The organism is Micromonospora sp. NPDC005237, assembly GCF_040607775.1.
In the GTDB taxonomy this organism is placed as follows: Bacteria; Actinomycetota; Actinomycetes; order Mycobacteriales; family Micromonosporaceae; genus Micromonospora.
On the sequence record NZ_JBEXHJ010000012.1, the window covers coordinates 1 to 16,167 of the forward strand.

The 16,167-nt window shown below is 72.9% G+C and carries 14 protein-coding genes; 9 read left to right on the forward strand and 5 right to left on the reverse strand.

Annotated elements, in window-relative coordinates:
• Window positions 1-24 precede the first annotated feature (24 nt).
• Entirely contained in the window at window positions 25-603 is a 579-nt protein-coding gene (locus tag ABZT87_RS27845) for a hypothetical protein (RefSeq protein WP_355139193.1), read from the reverse strand.
• 678 nt (window positions 604-1,281) lie between these two features.
• Here ABZT87_RS27845 and ABZT87_RS27850 point away from each other — a divergent pair.
• Both ABZT87_RS27850 and ABZT87_RS27855 read left to right on the forward strand, forming a co-directional pair.
• Window positions 1,282-1,470 (forward strand): hypothetical protein, encoded by a 189-nt coding sequence (locus tag ABZT87_RS27850; protein ID WP_355063942.1) that lies wholly within the window; start codon window positions 1,282-1,284, stop codon window positions 1,468-1,470.
• A gap of 77 nt (window positions 1,471-1,547) precedes the next feature.
• On the forward strand, window positions 1,548-2,798 hold the full coding sequence (locus ABZT87_RS27855) for a DUF222 domain-containing protein (protein ID WP_355139195.1): 1,251 nt from the start codon (window positions 1,548-1,550) through the stop codon (window positions 2,796-2,798).
• 131 nt (window positions 2,799-2,929) lie between these two features.
• Here the strand turns inward: ABZT87_RS27855 and ABZT87_RS27860 are convergent, their stop codons facing one another.
• The gene (locus ABZT87_RS27860; RefSeq protein WP_354858119.1) at window positions 2,930-3,349 is read right to left on the reverse strand and encodes a barstar family protein; all 420 of its coding nucleotides are present in this window, start codon (window positions 3,347-3,349) and stop codon (window positions 2,930-2,932) included.
• Window positions 3,350-3,431: 82 nt separating this feature from the next.
• On the opposite strand from ABZT87_RS27860, the gene ABZT87_RS27865 reads away from it, so the two are divergent.
• From ABZT87_RS27865 to ABZT87_RS27890, 6 genes are all read left to right on the forward strand, one after another.
• The gene (locus ABZT87_RS27865; RefSeq protein ID WP_354858116.1) at window positions 3,432-3,911 is read left to right on the forward strand and encodes a DUF2975 domain-containing protein; all 480 of its coding nucleotides are present in this window, start codon (window positions 3,432-3,434) and stop codon (window positions 3,909-3,911) included.
• Window positions 3,911-4,129, forward strand: coding sequence for a helix-turn-helix transcriptional regulator (locus ABZT87_RS27870; RefSeq protein WP_354858114.1), 219 nt, complete (start codon window positions 3,911-3,913; stop codon window positions 4,127-4,129). Before ABZT87_RS27865 ends, ABZT87_RS27870 begins: the two co-directional genes overlap by 1 nt.
• A 143-nt stretch (window positions 4,130-4,272) precedes the next feature.
• On the forward strand, window positions 4,273-7,470 hold the full coding sequence (locus tag ABZT87_RS27875; RefSeq protein ID WP_354858112.1) for an ABC transporter permease: 3,198 nt from the start codon (window positions 4,273-4,275) through the stop codon (window positions 7,468-7,470).
• On the forward strand, window positions 7,467-10,172 hold the full coding sequence (locus ABZT87_RS27880) for an FtsX-like permease family protein (protein ID WP_355139197.1): 2,706 nt from the start codon (window positions 7,467-7,469) through the stop codon (window positions 10,170-10,172). Before ABZT87_RS27875 ends, ABZT87_RS27880 begins: the two co-directional genes overlap by 4 nt.
• 1 nt (window position 10,173) lies before the next feature.
• Window positions 10,174-11,169 (forward strand): ABC transporter ATP-binding protein, encoded by a 996-nt coding sequence (locus ABZT87_RS27885; RefSeq protein WP_355063934.1) that lies wholly within the window; start codon window positions 10,174-10,176, stop codon window positions 11,167-11,169.
• An 11-nt stretch (window positions 11,170-11,180) separates the two neighbouring features.
• A complete protein-coding gene (locus tag ABZT87_RS27890; protein ID WP_354858170.1) occupies window positions 11,181-11,906 on the forward strand; it encodes an ABC transporter ATP-binding protein in 726 nt (241 codons plus the stop codon).
• A 628-nt stretch (window positions 11,907-12,534) separates the two neighbouring features.
• On the opposite strand, the gene ABZT87_RS27895 is transcribed toward ABZT87_RS27890, so the two are convergent.
• The 3 genes from ABZT87_RS27895 to ABZT87_RS27905 are packed head-to-tail and all read right to left on the reverse strand — an operon-like array spanning window position 12,535 to window position 15,754.
• The gene (locus ABZT87_RS27895; RefSeq protein WP_355139199.1) at window positions 12,535-12,987 is read right to left on the reverse strand and encodes a GNAT family N-acetyltransferase; all 453 of its coding nucleotides are present in this window, start codon (window positions 12,985-12,987) and stop codon (window positions 12,535-12,537) included.
• Window positions 12,988-13,008: 21 nt separating this feature from the next.
• The gene (locus ABZT87_RS27900) at window positions 13,009-14,580 is read right to left on the reverse strand and encodes an alpha/beta hydrolase (protein WP_355139201.1); all 1,572 of its coding nucleotides are present in this window, start codon (window positions 14,578-14,580) and stop codon (window positions 13,009-13,011) included.
• A gap of 58 nt (window positions 14,581-14,638) precedes the next feature.
• Window positions 14,639-15,754, reverse strand: a complete 1,116-nt coding sequence (locus ABZT87_RS27905; RefSeq protein WP_355063931.1) for an ATP-dependent DNA ligase — start codon at window positions 15,752-15,754, stop codon at window positions 14,639-14,641.
• A gap of 135 nt (window positions 15,755-15,889) precedes the next feature.
• Here ABZT87_RS27905 and ABZT87_RS27910 point away from each other — a divergent pair, with 135 nt between their 5' ends.
• The gene (locus ABZT87_RS27910; RefSeq protein WP_039905709.1) at window positions 15,890-16,102 is read left to right on the forward strand and encodes a hypothetical protein; all 213 of its coding nucleotides are present in this window, start codon (window positions 15,890-15,892) and stop codon (window positions 16,100-16,102) included.
• The last annotated feature ends 65 nt before the right edge of the window (window positions 16,103-16,167 follow it).

Sequence of the window (16,167 nt, forward strand, 5' to 3'; positions counted from 1 at the left end):
TCACATCGTTCTGTGTCGCGGTCATCACGGCACCCTCCTCACCAGGCACAACGCCTGGCAGGTCAGGCCGGAAACACCGTTAGATCCACAGTCCCTGTCGGTTCGGGCTTCGAGGTAGTGGGTCCGGTCGCGGCTGGTGAGGCGGTTCCACTTGTCGGTGGTGCCGGCGCTCATGCCGAGGAGGTCGGCGAGCACGGCGGCGGGGATGTCAGCGGCGAGGTCGAGCATGGCGGCGGTGCGGCCGAGGTGGGCTGTGATCCCGTTGCGGGTGAGAGCTTGGCTGAGTGCTTGCAGGCTGATCGGTGTGGTGGCTGGCCGGCCACGGTCGTTGATGAGCTTGGCGACGACCGCCGCGATCTTCGGTGGCAGCGGGATTGGTTGCTTGCCGAACGTGATGCCGGAGGGGACGTCCTTGCTGAAGGTGACGTCGGTCGTGGTCAGGTGGAGCACACGTGCGAGTGCGATGCCGAAGAGCAGGACCAGGGCGCCGGCGACCCAGGCGAGGAACGCGGCGGCGGTGTGGATGTAGCGGCGGTCTTTGGCTGCGGCTTGGGCGGTGCGCGGGCCGAATTGGTGTGAGCGGCGCCCGGCGCGGTGCAGCACGTGCCAGAGGCCGAACGGCTGCACGAACTGACGGTGCTCGGGGGGTAGCTCGGTGCGGGGCCGGCGGATCCAGGTGAGGACGGATTCGGGGCGGTCGGTGTTGGTGAGTGCGGGCGCGCAGCGGTCGCAGCTGGGCCGCGATCGTGCCGTGATCACCGGTGAGGAGGTCGCTGACGCGTTCGTCGAGCAGGCACCAGGCGCAGCGCTGGTCGGCGTAGGTGTGGCCGGGGCGTCCGCATCCGGTGCAGGTGTAGTCGCGTGCTCCGGCGCACGGGCCGCAGATCCGACCGCCGCCGGCGTCGGTGCCGGCCAGCACGCGGGTCTTCTCGCAGTTCGGGCAGCGCGCTGGGTGGTTGCGGATGGTGTTGCAGCAGGACGAGCAGACCGGGCCGATCGGCCAGACGGCTTGAACGGTGCGCCGTCGTTGGCAGCCGGCGCACTGACGCAGTGGACGTGGAAGGCAGCCCTCGCAACGGAACCCGCTGTGAGGCGTCTTGCGGACGGGGCGGAATCGCCCGCACTGGCTGCAGGTGCCTTCAGCGCCGCGCGCCGGTCGATGAGGCGTAACGCGAACGGCATCGACCAGGGATGGGCGCGTCCGACGTAGACATGCCCTTTACGGTGACCGGGGCGTTGCCCCGAGTGAAGGAGCTAGGGCAACTCTCTAGCGTCCGCCGTATGGAGCTGGTGGGCGCTGCGGAGATTCGAGCGATGCTCGGCGGCATCAGCAAGCAGCGGGTGCACGTCGTCACCAGCCACCGGAACTTCTCGGAGTCGGTGGCGGATCTGGTGCAGGGAAAGGTCTGGCGGAAGGCGGACGTGATGGCCTGGATCAGGGAGCATCTGCCGGAGTTGGCCGACGGCTGAGGACCTTGCTCTGCTCGGGTGGCATGTGGTCCTGCGAGGAACCCGAAGTTGTCGTACACCCGTTCTAAAATTCGTGTGTGATCGATGAGCTGGCGCGGGCGGAGAATGCGGTGGCGGCCTGCGCCGACGCTGCCGCCTGGGCCCTCTCCGAGCATGACCTGATCGCGACGATCGATGCCACTCACCGGCTGCAACAACGTTTGGCCGCGGTGCAGGTGGCGGCGGTGCGCGAGCTGGACGGCCGAGGCGTCGCGGTTGCGCAGGGCGCGTCCTCGACGGCGGTGTGGCTGCGCCACCGCCTGCGCCTCGACGTCGCCGCCGCCCGTCGGCTGGTCGGCCTCGCTGCGTCGCTCGACGTGGCACCGCCCGGCGTGCGGGCCGCCCTGGCGGATGGGGCTGTCAGCGTCGAGCAGGCCCGGGTCATCGCCGAGACGGCCGCCACCGTGTCGGCCTCGGCGGGCGTCGAGGTCGCGGACAAGGCCGTCGGCGTGCTGGTGAAGTGGGCCGAGCAGTTCGATCCCATCCTGCTGCGCAAGATGGGCACTCGGATCCTCGACCACGTCGCCCCCGACCTCGCCGATGCCGCCGCCGAGGCGGCCTTGAAGGCCGAGGCCACCCGAGCCGCCCGCGACCGGCACGTCACCATCTCCGAGCAGGCCGGCGGTCGGCTGCGGGTCGCCGGCACGCTCGACGCGGAGGCCGCCGCGCTGCTGCGCGCCGCCATCGATCCGCTCACCGCGCCCTCCGGGCCCGACGACAGCCGAAGCCCCGGGCAGCGCCGCCACGATGCTCTCGCCGACGTGTGCCGGCTCGCCCTGCGTACCGGTGAGCTGCCCGAGCACGGCGGCGATCCCGCCCAGCTCGTCGTCACCACCAGCTTCGACGGGCTGACCCGGCAATTGGGCGCCGGCGCGCTCGACGTCGGACTGCGGCTCACCCCCGACACGGTGCGTCGGCTCGCCTGCGATGCCGCCATCCTGCCTGCCGTGCTGGGCGGTGCCGGCCAGGTTCTCGATGTGGGTCGACAGCGCCGTCTCATCTCTGGTCCGCTGCGTCGAGCCCTGGTCCTCCGGGACGGCGGCTGCGCGTTCCCGGCCTGCGACCGACCACCGCGCTGGTGCGCCGCCCACCACATCCGCCACTGGGCTGACGGTGGCCCGACCAGCCTCGACAACGCCGTCCTGCTCTGCGGCCACCACCACCGCCACGTCCATCAGAGCGACTGGGCTGTCCGCCTCGGCGGCGACGGGCACCCGGAGTTCGTGCCGCCGGCCTGGCTCGACCCGGAGCAACTGCCGCGCCGCAACCACTACCACCGGCGAACGTAGGCGATCGGCACCCGGGTTCCCTTCTCGCCAGCCAACCGCGGACATGATCCCGACCAGATCGTTACGGTGCGGTTGGTTCGTCCGCCGCGGTTCAGATTCGTCCTTCACGGTTCAGATTCGTCCGCCGCGGTTCAGAGCAGTTCGAGGATGATGCCGTTCTCGGATTCCTCGCCGCGTGGGCCGTGGTCGCGGATGATCTCGACGATCATGTCGAACAGCGTCTGCCCGTGGCCGCGTCGCGCGTTGCGCAGCCTGGCCTCGATGCCGGCGCGGTTCGACGGGTGGCAGGTGCGCAGGATCTGCTCCAGCCATCGGGCCGTCGCGTCATGACCGAGCGCCTCCCGCGACGCGTCGGAGCTGAGCCACCTGAGCACCCACGGCGTCTCGGGGGTGCCGAAGCCGCCGTGCAGGATGTCGTTGAAGGCGTCGAGGTTTCCGTTCCACGTGGCGTGCGGCAGCAGCCGCGAGAACTCGCGTACGAAGCCGGCGAAGTCGACGAACGAGGCGCCGTCGATCGTCAGCACAGGGAGGGCGTCGCTCTGGTTGGTCACGGTCCAAGTATGCGAGTCACACCCGGATGGCGCGGATCCCGTACCGATTGACTTTCAATAGTTAACGAGCGAAACTCGATGCATGGCTGTTGAACGTCGAGCGGTAGCCGCTCTCAGGGTCGTCCTTGTGGTGCTGTTCGTGGTCCTGATCGGATTTCAGACCTTCTCGCTGCCCGGGCAGTTCGCGCACATGGCCCAGGAGTCGCCGGAGCACGCCTACCTGCGGTGGCCGCTGACCGCCGTGACGGTGTTCTGGGTGCTGTGCGTCCAGGTGGTGATCGTGTGCACCTGGCAGTTGCTCAGCCTGGTCAAGAACGACCGGATCTTCACCGAGGCGTCCCTGAGGTGGGTCGACCTGATCGTGTGGGCCATCGGTGCGGGCTGGTTGGTGCTGGTGGGCGTCTTCCTCTACGTCGGATTCAACGCGGACGACCCGGGCGGCCCGATCCTGCTGTTCCTGTTGACGATGGGCGTGACGGTGCTCGGGCTCCTCATGGTCGTGATGCGTGCGCTGCTGCGGCAGGCCACCACGCTGCGGACCGACATGGAAGCGGTGATCTGATGCCCATCATCGTCCGCATCGACGTCGAGTTGGCCAAGCGCAAGATGAGCGTCGGCGAGTTCGCCGAGCGCGTCGGGCTCACCCCGGCGAACGTGGCGGTGCTGAAGAACGGCCGCGCCAAGGCCGTCCGCTTCAGCACCCTGGAAGCGATGTGCCGAGTGCTCGACTGCCAGCCCGGAGATCTGCTCGAGTGGGTCGAGGAGGAGGAAACCCCATGAGGTACGTCATCGCCGCTGTCTTGTGCGGAACGTGACCGCACCGGCCGTGCTCGTAATAACGATCATGTAACGGGCGCGAACCTTTCCCCGTGGGTGACCTGTTTTGAAGGTCGTCGGCCCACCAGGGCCAGGGGAGGCGTCGGATGAAGCTGGTGTGGAGGCGGGCCCGCGAGGCGCGGGGTCTGCTGGTTGCCGCGGTGATCGCCGCCCTGGTGGCCGTAGCGTTGGTCACCGGCCTGTCCGACTACAACCGCCGGGCGGTGGACGCCGGGCAGCGGGCGCTGGTCGCCGCGTCGCCGGCCGAGGAGCGCGGCCTGTTGATCAGCGGCGCCGGCGGGCGTGACGCCGCCGAGTTAGCCACCCGCGACCAGGCGGCACGGGCCGAGTTCGCCGACGGGCTCGCCGGGGTCCCGGTCACCGTCGCCGGGGCCCGGTACGGCACCGGCCGGGAGTTGACCGGCGACCTCGGCTCGGTGCCGCGTACGGGCGACGAGCCGATCTTCGCGAACCTGGCCACCCTCGACGACCTGGCCGCGCACGCCGAGCTGACCAGCGGAGCGTGGCCGCGTCCCGGAGCGAAACCCCTCCAGGTGAGCCTGCCGGAACGGGTCGCCACGACACTCGGCTTGACCACCGGCGAGCGGATCCCGCTGCGGGACCGCTCCACCGAGAAGGCCAGCGAGGTGGTGCTCGCCGGCACCTGGCGGCCCCGCGACCCGACCGAGGTGTACTGGCTGCTGGCCCCCGGTGTGGGTGCGGGCAGCGCCGGGTCGGCCACCTCGTACGGGCCGTTCGCGCTGGACCCGGCCGACTTCGCGACCGCTTTCCCGGGCTCGGTGACGGCGTCCTGGCTGGCCGAACCGGACCTCGGCGGCGTCGACGCCGGTGACCTGCCCGCGGTGCGGGCTGCCGTGAACGCGGCCTCGACGGCGGTGCCGGAGGCCGCCCAACTCGGCAGCTCGGCGCAGTCCCTGACGAAGATGGACCAACTGCTCGACCGGATCGGCCGCGCCGACCTGGTGGGACGCTCCGCACTGGCCACCCCGCTGCTGCTCATCCTGGTGCTCGGCGGGTACGCGCTGGTGCTGGTCGCCGCCCTGCTGCACGAGGACCGCCGTCCACAGACCGCGCTGCTGCGCGCCCGGGGCGCCGCCCGGAGGCAACTGGCGGGCCTGGCCGCCCGGGAGGCGACCCTCGTGGTGGCGCCGGCCGCCCTGCTCGGGCCGGTGATCGCCGGGGAGGCGCTGCGGTTCGTCCGGCCCGGCGGGGCGGCGGAACTGTCCGCCGCCGGCGGCAACACCACCCTGGTCTGGGCGGCTGCCGCGGCGACCGCCGCCGGATGCCTGGTGGCCATGGTCGCGCCGACGCTGCGGGGGGCCGGCACGTACGTGGCCGACATGGCCGCCCGGTCCCGACCAAACCGGTCGGCGAGCATCCAGCGGGCCAGCGTCGACCTGGTGCTGGTCGCACTCGCCGTGCTCGCCTGGGTGCAACTGCGCCGGTACGCCTCACCGCTGGCCGGCTCGAACGGCCGTCTCGGGCTCGACCCGCTGCTGGTGGCCGCCCCGACCCTCGGTGTGCTGGCCGGGGCCGTGCTGGCGCTGCGGGTGCTCCCGCCGCTGACCCGGTTCGCCGAGCGGTTCGTCGACCGGCGGCCGTGGACGGCCACCATGTTCGGCATGTGGCAGGCCGGCCGGCGTCCGCACGCCGGGCCCGTGCTGCTGCTCGCCCTCGCCGTCGGCGGGAGCACCCTGGCCTGGTCACTGATCAGCACGGGGGAGCGGTCCCAGGTCGAGCAGGCCGGCCACACGGTCGGCGCCGACCTGCGGGTGACCGAGCGGGCCGGCTCCGCCCCGCCGGCTCGGGCCGGTCAGCTCGCCGCGCTGCCGGGCGTGCACCGGGCGGTGCCGGCGTGGCGCGACGAGGTACGCATCGGCCGTGCGGACCTGCCCGTCACCGTGATCGGGTTCGACCCGGCCAGCGCGACAGGCGTCGTCCGGCTCGCCGACCGGCTCAGCGACGAGCCGGTGTCGACGCAGTACCAACGGATGGTCGCCGCGCGCGGCGCCCCCGCCGGCGTCGAACTGCCCGTCGGCACCCGTGCGATCACCGGCACGGCTCGCACCCCCGTCGACCAGGCCGTCCGGCCACAGCAGATCGCGGTGGCGCTGCTGGTCACCAGCACCGACGGGCTGGCCTTCCGGCTGCCGGCGGTCAGCGCCACCAGCGACGGACGGGCCGCGCCGTTCACCGTGCGGTTGCCCGACGTGGGCCCGGCGCGGCTGCGCCTCGCCGGCTTCGAGGCCGACGGCGGGGCGGCGGCCGGGAACTCGTACCGGCTCCAGGTGGACGGGCTGACGCTCGTCGGGGCGGACGGCACGACGCGACCCGCCGAGTTGACCGGGGACTGGAGCACGACGACCGGCCGCCAGGCGGACAACCAGGCGCCCGCCGCGGCGCAGGCCACCGCGACGGGGATCGCCGCGAGCTTCCCGGTGGAGGTGATCCCCGGCGGACAGTTCGCCTACCAACCGCCCACCCGGTTCGCCATCGTGCCCGCCGGGCAGATCGCACCCGTCCCGGTGCTGATGACCGCCGGAGTACGTGACGCGTTGGGCCTGCACACCGGCGACACGTTCGACCTGACCCTCTCCGGCGCGTCCGTGCCGGCCCGACTGCTCGGCGAACTGGACTCCGTGCCGACCACCACCGGCGAGGGCGTGCTGCTCGACCTGCCCACGGCGGTCGACGCGCTGATCCGCTCCGGCGGAACCATCCGGCCGGTGCCGGAGTGGTGGATCGGCGCCGACGACCCGGCGGCTGCGGCCCGCGCCAGCGGTGAGCTGGCCGGCGTCACCGTCCTCGACCGGCGTGCCGTGATCGAGGCCGCCGCCGACGACCCGTACTGGCGCGGGTCGCGGACGGGGATGCTCGCCGCCGCGCTCGGGGCGGTGCTGCTCGCCCTGGTCGGTCTCATGGTCGACGTGTGGGCCACCGCCCGGCGCCGGCTCGGCGAGTTCGCGGTGCTGCACACCCTCGGCGCGACACCGCGGCTGCTGGCCCGGGCGTTGCTGGCCGAGCAGACCTTCCTGGCCGGCATCGGCGTCGGGGTCGGGCTGCTGCTCGGCGCCGCGGTCGGGGCCACCATGGCTCCGCTGGTCATCCTCACCCCGGCCGCCGGCCGGCCGGTGCCCCCGGCGGCCTTCGCGCTGCCCTGGGTGCCCATCGGCCTGACCGCGGTCGGCCTGCTGCTGGCGGCGCTCGCCTTCAGCGCGTTCATCGCCGCCGGCATCCGTCAGCGGGTGGCGGCGGTGCAGCTGCGAATCGGGGGAGAACGATGAGCGTCGGCGCGGCCGCCCGCCGGGTCCGGGCGTACGGCGGGCAGTTCCTGCTTCTGGCGGTGCTGACCCTGGTGGTCACGCTGCTGGTCAGTGGAGTGCCCCGACTCGTCAACCGGCTCGCGGAACAGGGGTTGCGGTCGCAGCTCGCCAGCGAGCCCGCCGCCCGCCGGGACCTTTCGTACACGTCGAACTCCGCCGTTCCCACGACGAAGACGGCAATGGCGGAAGCGCAGGAGCGATCCGACGCCCTGGCCGCGGCGATGCCGCCGCAGGTGCGCTCGGCGGTCACCGAGCGGTGGCACCGGGTGGACCTCCCCCCGACCCGCCTGGTCGGGCCGGATCTCGCGGCCCGCAACCTGCTTGTCGACCTGGGCCTGCGGGCCATGCCCGGGGTTCAGGACGCCGGCGCCCTCGTCGAGGGCGCCTGGCCGAGTGAGACCTACGTCCCGGACCGGCCGATCGAGGTGGCGCTGGACGTCGACGTGGCCCACAAGCTCAACCTGCGCGCCGGCAGCCGGCTGCGCATCGGCACCGTCGACCTCGCGGGCACCTTCGTCGACCCGAAACCGGTGGTGGTGTCCGGGTTGTTCCGGCCCATCGACCGCGCGGACGGGATGTGGGACGGACTGCCGCAGCTGCTGCGGGTCATCGAACCGGTCGGCGACGGACAGCCGTTCACCATCACGGGCGTGATCGCTCAGTCCGCCATGAACAAGCGAGCCGCGGAGGGCTGGCCGATCCAGTCCGAGTGGCGGTACCGACTGGGCGTCGACCGGATCGACGCACGCGGTCTGGACCAGATGATCGGCGGCCTGCAGGAGATGCAGCGCACCGTTCCGGCGGGCTTCACGTTGACCATCGGCGTCGACGTTCCGCTGCGGGCGTTCGCCGCCCAGGTGAACGCCGCCCGTACCCTGCTCGCCGTCATCGGCGCCGGCGTGCTGGCCACCCTGGCCGGGCTGATCGTGCTCGCGGCCATCCTGGCCACCCGCCGGCGCCGCTCGGAGTTCGCGTTGATCCGTGCCCGTGGTGGCGCCGCCACCGCCGGCGCCCGGCGCAGTCTGGCCGAGTCACTGCTGGTGGTGCCGGTCGCCGCCCTGGTCGGCTGGTTGCTCGGCACCCTGTTCCCCGGCGCTCCGGATCCGACCGCCCGGTACGCCGCGGCGGCGACCGTGCTGGTCACCCTGGCGCTGCCGCTGGCGACGCTGGCGGTGCAGGGCGGCGGTGTCGCTCGCCGGGACCTGGTCCGGGTGCGCCCGTCGGCGCGCCGGCTCACCGTCGAGGTCTTCCTGCTGCTGCTGGCCGGGCTCGCCGCAGTGCTGCTGCGCCGACGCGGGCTCACCCTCGGCGAGGTGGACCCGCTGCTGGTGTCCGTGCCGGTGCTGCTCGCGGTCGCTGCGGCGGTGCTCGCGCTGCGCGCGTACCCCTGGCCGTTGCGGTTGGTCAGCCGGCTGGCCGCGCGGACGCGCGGCAGCGTGACATTCCTCGGCACCGCGCGGGCCGGGCGATCCGCCGTCGCCGCGCCGCTGGTCGTCGTGGTGCTGGCGATCGGCACCGCGGCGTTCTGCGCGGTCGTCGCCGCCGGCGTCGACGCCAGCCGCGACCGGGCCGTGGAGCGGATCGTTCCCGCCGACGCGGTGATCCGGGGGGAACGTTTCGCCCCGGACACGGTCGAGGCACTGGCCGGTCTGCCCGGCGTCCAGGCCGCCACCCCGGTGCTGATCGAGCCGGACCAGCGGCTGGCGACCGACGAGGTCGGCACCGACGCGCGGGTCGGGCAGACCACGGTGCTGCTGGTCGACGGCCCCGGACTGGCCAGGGTCGCCGGCGACGCAGAGGTGGACGTGACGGTGCCGGACGCGTTGCGCTCCGCCCGGGCCGAACCGGGGCCGCTGCCCGCGATCGTGTCCCCGGCCGTGGCCGCCGACCTGTCGCGGACGGGCCTGCAGGGCTCGGCGTTCGTGTCGGTGCAGGGGCAGCGGTACGAGTTCCGGGTGGCCGGCGCCCAGGACAGCTTCCCGGTGTTGGCGGCGAGCACCAGCCGGTTCGTCATCCTGCCCTGGCAGGCGCTGCCGCCGCGGAACACCACACCGGTGCCGACCAGCCTGCTCGTCGCCGGGGACCGGCTCGACGTGGCGGCGCTGCGCCAGGCCGGTGACCAGGGCCAGTTGCGGTACCAGCAGCAGGGTGCGGTGACCGGCCGGGAACGGCCGCTCGGGGTCACCGTCGACACCCGGGCGGGCGTACGACGGGACCTCGGTGACGGTGGCGCGAACGGCGTGCTGGCCTTCGGGTTCGTGGCGGGCGCCGCCGGCGGCACCGTGCTCGGACTGCTGGCCATCGCGTTCACCGTGCTGGCCGGCGCGCGGGCCCGGGGGCAGGTGTTGTCCCGGCTGCGCACCCTCGGCCTGTCCCGCCGACAGTGGCGAGGGCTGCTGCTGGTCGAGCTGGCCCCGCTGGTCGGGGTGTCGGTGCTGACCGGCGCGCTGGTCGGCGCGGTGCTCCCGCTGGTGCTCAATCCGGTGCTCGGCCTGTCCGCGTTCACCGGCGGAATGCCGGTCCGGGTGGCGTTCGAACCCGGCCTGGTCGTCGCGGTGTTCGCACTCGGGGCGGTCGCCCTCGGCTTCGCGGTCGCCGTCGAGGCCCTGAACAACCGCCGGCTGCGCCTCGGTGAGGTGCTCCGGCTCGGAGAGGAGAGCTGAGATGACCGTTACCGCACAGACTCCACTGGTGCCCGACCTGGCCGCCCTGCAGCTAAGGGCCGCGCAACGCGCTGCCGAGCGGGCCGGCGGGCAGGACCGACTGCGCGGACACATCGTCTGCGACGGTCTGGTGCGCATCTTCAAGACCGAGGGGGTGGAGGTCGTCGCCCTGCAGGGTCTGGACCTGGTCATCGACCGGGGTGAGCTGGTGGCGATCGTCGGCGCGTCCGGCTCGGGCAAGTCGACCCTGCTCAACATCCTCTCCGGTCTGGACACGCCGACCGCCGGCATCGCCCGGGTTGCCGACTACGACCTGCTCTCGCTGTCGGCCAAGCGGCGGCTGAGCTACCGGCGGGAACTGGTCGGTTTCGTCTGGCAGCAGACCGGTCGCAACCTGCTGCCGTACCTGACCGCGCTGGAAAATGTCGAGTTGCCGATGCAGTTGGCCGGCAAGCGGGGCGGCAAGGCCCGCCGGGACCGGGCCCGGGAGCTGCTCGACATGGTCGGCGTGGGCTACTGCGCGGACCGCCGGCCGGGTCAGCTCAGCGGCGGCGAGCAGCAGCGGTGCGCGGTGGCGGTGGCGGTGGCCAACGACCCGGAGGTGCTCTTCGCCGACGAGCCGACCGGTGAACTGGACGAGGCCACCGGCGCGGAGGTCTTCGCGGCGCTGCGCACCATCAACGCCGAACTGGGCGTGACCATCGTCGTCGTCACCCACGACCACGCCGTGGCCACCCAGGTCCGCCGGACCGTCGCGATCCGCGATGGCCGAACCGCCTCCGAGGTACGCCGGACCGCGCGCGTCGGCGCGGACGGCAACACCGAACTGGTCAGCGAGGAGTACGCGGTGCTGGACCGCAACGGCCGGATGCAGTTGCCGGCCGCGTTCGTCGACGCGCTGTCGCTGAAAGAGCGGGTCCGGCTCGATCTGGAGCCCGACCACGTGCAGGTACGGCCCGGTGACCGGGCCTCGGACGAGCGGGAGGCACGGGCGTGAGCCCTCAGGACATGGTGGTGGCCGGAGCGGCCGGGTTCAGCGGTGGCTCCGGAACGCCTGCGGACGAGGTGGTGCGGGTCAGCGGCGTGAGCCGGACCTTCGGCCGCGGTGAGCACGCCGTGCAGGCGGTACGGGACGTCTCGTTCAGCGCCAACCGTGGTGAGCTGGTCGCCATCCGGGGTCGCTCCGGCGCCGGCAAGACCACGTTGCTGAACATCATCGGCGGGCTGGACCGGCCGGACAACGGCCAGGTGGTGGTGGCCGGGCACGAGGTGACCTCGGCCGGGGAGGCCGAGTTGCTGCGGCTGCGCCGAGGCACCGTCGGCTTCGTCTTCCAGACCTTCGGGTTGGTGCCGATCCTCTCCGCCGCCGAGAACGTGGGTGTGCCGTTGCGACTGGCACAGGTGCCGGCCGCCGAGCGGGAGCAGCGCGTGGCGGTGCTGCTGGAGCTGGTGGGCCTGGGCGGGCACGCAGCGCAGCGCCCGTACGAGTTGTCCGGCGGGCAGCAGCAGCGCGTGGCGGTCGCCCGCGCGCTCGCCAACGAGCCGGACCTGCTCATCGCCGACGAACCCACCGGACAGCTGGACTCGGAGACCGGCCGCTCCATCATGGACCTGCTGCGCGCGGTGGTGCATGCCCGTGGCATGACGGCCCTGGTCGCCACGCACGACCCGGCCCTGATCGACCTCGCCGACCGGGTGCTCGTCCTGCGCGACGGCCGCCTGGTCGACGGCTGACCGCTGCCCCCGGCCGTGGTCGGTGGCCGGTGGTCGGTGCTCCGGGGTCGTGGTCCGTCGTTCGTGGCCCGTGGTCCGTGGCCCGTGGTCCGTGGCCCGTGGTCCGTGGCCCGTGGTCCGTGGCCCGTGGTCCGTGGTCCGTGGCCCGTGATCGGTGGTCGGTGGTGCGCGGTCGGCGGTCGGCGGCCGGCGGACCACAGGCTGCGTGCCGCGGGCCGCGCGGGCTCGATCAGAGGGGACCGGCTGTGGTCTGTTCGCATCCTGTAGAGCTGCCCCAAATATGGGCCGCGCGGTAGGCGTGCGGCCTTGTGCTGGGCGTGCTGGGCGGGCCGTGTGGGCCTCGTGCAGGGCGACGGCGTCTGGACTTGTGCTGAGCATGCTGGGCGGGGGTGTGCGGGACTTGTGCTGGGCGTGCTGGGGTGGACATGCGGGCCGTGTGTTGGGTGGTAGTCGTGCGGGCGTGGCCTTCCCGCCGCCACCGCCGTTGTTCGCTGCCCCAGATCTGGGGCAGCTCTACCGGGCCGGAGGGGCAACCTGGGGACCTGAGGCGCTACAGCGCCGGCGCCACCAACGGTGCTGGCGACGTTGGCGGGCTGGCGACGTTGGCGGGCCGACGCCGTCGGCGGCGTCAGAGCGGGAGCTTCATGCCCTCATGGCTGGCCACGAAGCCGAGCCCCAGGTAGAAGCGGTGCGCGTCCGCGCGGGACTTGTCCGTGGTGAGCTGCACCAGGGCGCAGCCTCGGTGCCGGGCCTGGTCGATGGCCCAGGTCATCAACTCCCGGCCGAGTCCCTGGCCGCGCCGGTCCGAGCGGACCCGGACCGCCTCGATCAGGGACCGCTCGGCGCCGTGCCGGCCGAGCCCCGGGATGTAGGTGATCTGGAGGCAGCCGACCAGATCGCCGCCCTGCTCGGCGACGATCAGCTGGTTGCGCGGGTCGGCCCTGATGTCGGCGAACGCACGCTCGTACACCTCATCGACCTCGGTGAAGTCGCGGGTCTTGCCCAGGACGTCATCGGCGAGCAGGGAGATGACGGCGGGCAGGTCGGCCCGTACCGCCTCTCGGAAGATCATGTCGGTCATGCCGGTCAGCCTGGCACAGCGTCACTTGGCCGGGCAGCGCAGGCCCTCCCGGGGCACGGTCAGGTCGAGCAGGTACGCGTCGACGGCCCTGGTGATGCAGGAGGTCTGCGGGTACGCGGTGTGCCCCTCGCCCTCCCAGGTGAGCACCCGGCCGACGCCCAACATCGAGGCGAGGTGGCCGGTCTGCTCGTACGGCGTGGCGGGGTCGCCGGTCGTGCCGACCACCACGATCGGTGGTGCGCCGTTGGCCCGCCCGGTCGGGTACGGGTCCCGACCACCCGGCCACTCGACGCAGCTCAACATGCCGACCGCGAGCGCCGGACCGAACAGCGGGTACTTCGTCCGCCACTGCGACTGCAACTGACGGATCTGCTCCCGGCTCGGCTTCTCGGTCTCGTCGGCGCAGTTGATGGCGAGGTTGGCGTCGAACAGGTTCGAGTAGTGCCCGTCGCCTTCCCGGCCGGCGTACGAGTCGGCGAGGCGGAACACGTCCTTCGGGTCGCCCTCGGCCAGCCGGTCGATGGCCCGGGCCAGCTCCTGCCAGCCGGCCTCGGTGTAGAGCGAGGAGATGACCGCGTAGAAGACCCAGCCCGCCGTGGCCTCCCGCCCGTCGTCGCCGCGGACCGGGGAGACCTTGGCCTTGTCGATGGCAGAGGTCACGGCGGCGCGGGCGTCCGGGGCGATCGGGCAGCGCGCGGCGTTGGCGGCGCACCAGCGGGTGAAGTTGTCGAAGGCCCGCTCGAACCCGCGGGCCTGGCTCTCCGAGCCGGCGATCAGCCGCTGCTGCGGGTCGACGGCGCCGTCGAGCACCAGCGCGCGCACCCGCTGCGGGTAGAGCTGGGCGTAGATGGCGCCGAGCAGCGTGCCGTAGGAGTAACCCAGGTAGGTGAGCTTGTCGTCGCCGACCGCGGCGCGGACCGCGTCCATGTCCCGCGCGGCCTGCTCGCTGCCGTACAGCGGCAACTGGTCGCCGTAGCGGTCCCCGCAGCCGCGCCCGATGCGCTGGCTCAACCCGGCGAAGCCGTCGAACGCCGCCTGGCTCGCCGGATCCGGGTCGTAGCCGAAGCTGGCGTCCAGGTCGGCGTCGGAGATGCACTTCACCGGACTCGACCGGGAGACACCCCGCGGGTCGAAGCCGACGATGTCGAAGCGTTCGGTGACCGAGGCGGGCAGCCCACCGAACTGGGGGCCGAAGGAGAGGTAGACGGCGGTGTCCACACCGGAGCCTCCCGGGCCGCCGGGGTTGACCACCAGTGAGCCGATCCGGTCCCGCTGTCTGGTGGACCGGGCCCGCAGCAGGGAGATCTCGAAGGTCTGGCCGACGCCCGGCCCGGCGGTCGCCCCGCCGCCGGTGCCCCAGTCCCGGGGAACCGTGATCCGGGCACACTCGTAGCGCATGTCCGGAGCGCCCCGCCCGACCAGGTCCTCGGCCGCCTCCGGGCAGGGCCGCCAGGTCGCCGACGAGCCGGCCGGCGCCGCCGCACCCTCCACGTCGGTGCGCGGCGCGAACGCCGGCAGCGTGCAGCCGGCGGTGAGCAGCGCCGCCACGGCGAAGGCGACGAGGCTGCGACGGACCCGGCGACTGGTCGTCATCCGAGGCTGGTCGGCGGTGCGGCTCACGTGATCCTCCGGTGTCGGGTCGACGGCCAGGCTACGCCGGGCCGGTGGCGGCCCGATCGAGGGTGACGGCCGGATCGCCGCGCAGCACCTGGTCCACGTCGAAGCGGATCGGGCGGTCGAGCTGGTCGTAGCGGCAGGAGCGGGGGTCGCGGTCCGGCCGCCAGCGGACGAACTGGGCGGTGTGCCGGAACCTCTCGCCCTCCATCGCGTCGTAACCCACCTCGACCACCAGCTCCGGGCGCAGCGGCTCCCACTCCAGGTTCTTGGTGCCGGTCCACCGGCTCACCCCACCCGGAATGCGCTGGCCACGCTCGTGATCGCCGTGCACCCACGGGTGCTCGCCGCCGGTGTCCCGGTAGGGGGCCAGCTCGTCGAGCAACTCGGCGCGGCGGGCCATGCTGAACGACGCGCTCACCCCGACGTGGTGCAGGACGCCCGCGTCGTCGTAGAGGCCGAGCAGCAGCGAACCCACCACCGGGCCGGACTTGTGCCAGCGGAAGCCGGCCACCACCGCGTCGGCCGTACGGGCGTGCTTGACCTTGAACATCAACCGCTTGCCCGGCTCGTACGGCAGGTCGGCCGGCTTGACGATCAGCCCGTCCAGCCCGGCGCCCTCGAAGACGTCGAACCAGCGGCGTGCGGTCTCCGGGTCGGTCGTGACCTGGGTGACGTGCACCGGCGGGCGCACCCCGGCCAGCGCCTGGACCAGACGCTCCCGGCGGCGCGGGTACGGCTGGTCGAGCAGCGCCTCGTCACCGATCGCCAACAGGTCGAAGGCGACGAAGTCGGCGGGAGTGGTCTCGGCGAGCAGCTTCACCCGCGACGCCGCCGGGTGGATGCGCTGGGCCAGCAGCTCGAAATCCAGCCGGGGCTGGCCGGACGGCCCGTCCCGCCGGATCACGATCAGCTCGCCGTCGACGGCGCACCGCTCGGGCAGCTGACGGCGGGCCTGCTCGACCACCTCGGGGAAGTAGCGGGTCATCGACTTGCCGCCCCGGCTGGCCAGCTCAACCTCGTCGCCGTCACGGAACACGATGCACCGGAACCCGTCCCACTTGGGCTCGTAGGTGACCCCGGGGGTGGTGGGCAGCCTCGGGACGCTCTTGGCCAGCATCGGCTCGACGGGCGGGTTGATCGGCAGGTCCACGGCGACCAGTCAATCAGACGGGGCCGACAGTCGTGAGGCAGATCACCATGGGTGCGGCGGTGGCGTGTCCGCCCGCGCGCCGCTCGTCCTGCCTGGGTGAATCAGATAACCGCAGGTCAGAGCTAGTTTCGCGGAGTGTCCGAGTGGGTCTGTGACTGCTGCGGGCGGTGGCGGGTGAGCGTGGAGCTGATCCGGGGCCGCTACCGCTACCGGCTGACCCGCCGTTACCCGCAGCGGTTCGGCGGTGGCCGCAACGTGCTCGGCGAGGTCGGCTCGGTGGCGGAGCTGGAGGAGCTGCTGCGTCGGCGTACCCCATTGAGCCTGGCGGACCTGCGCGAAGCGGCCTGATCCCGCGCGGCCGGCGGACCCACGGCCCGATCGACGATCGGACCGGCCGGCGGATGCCGCCGTCA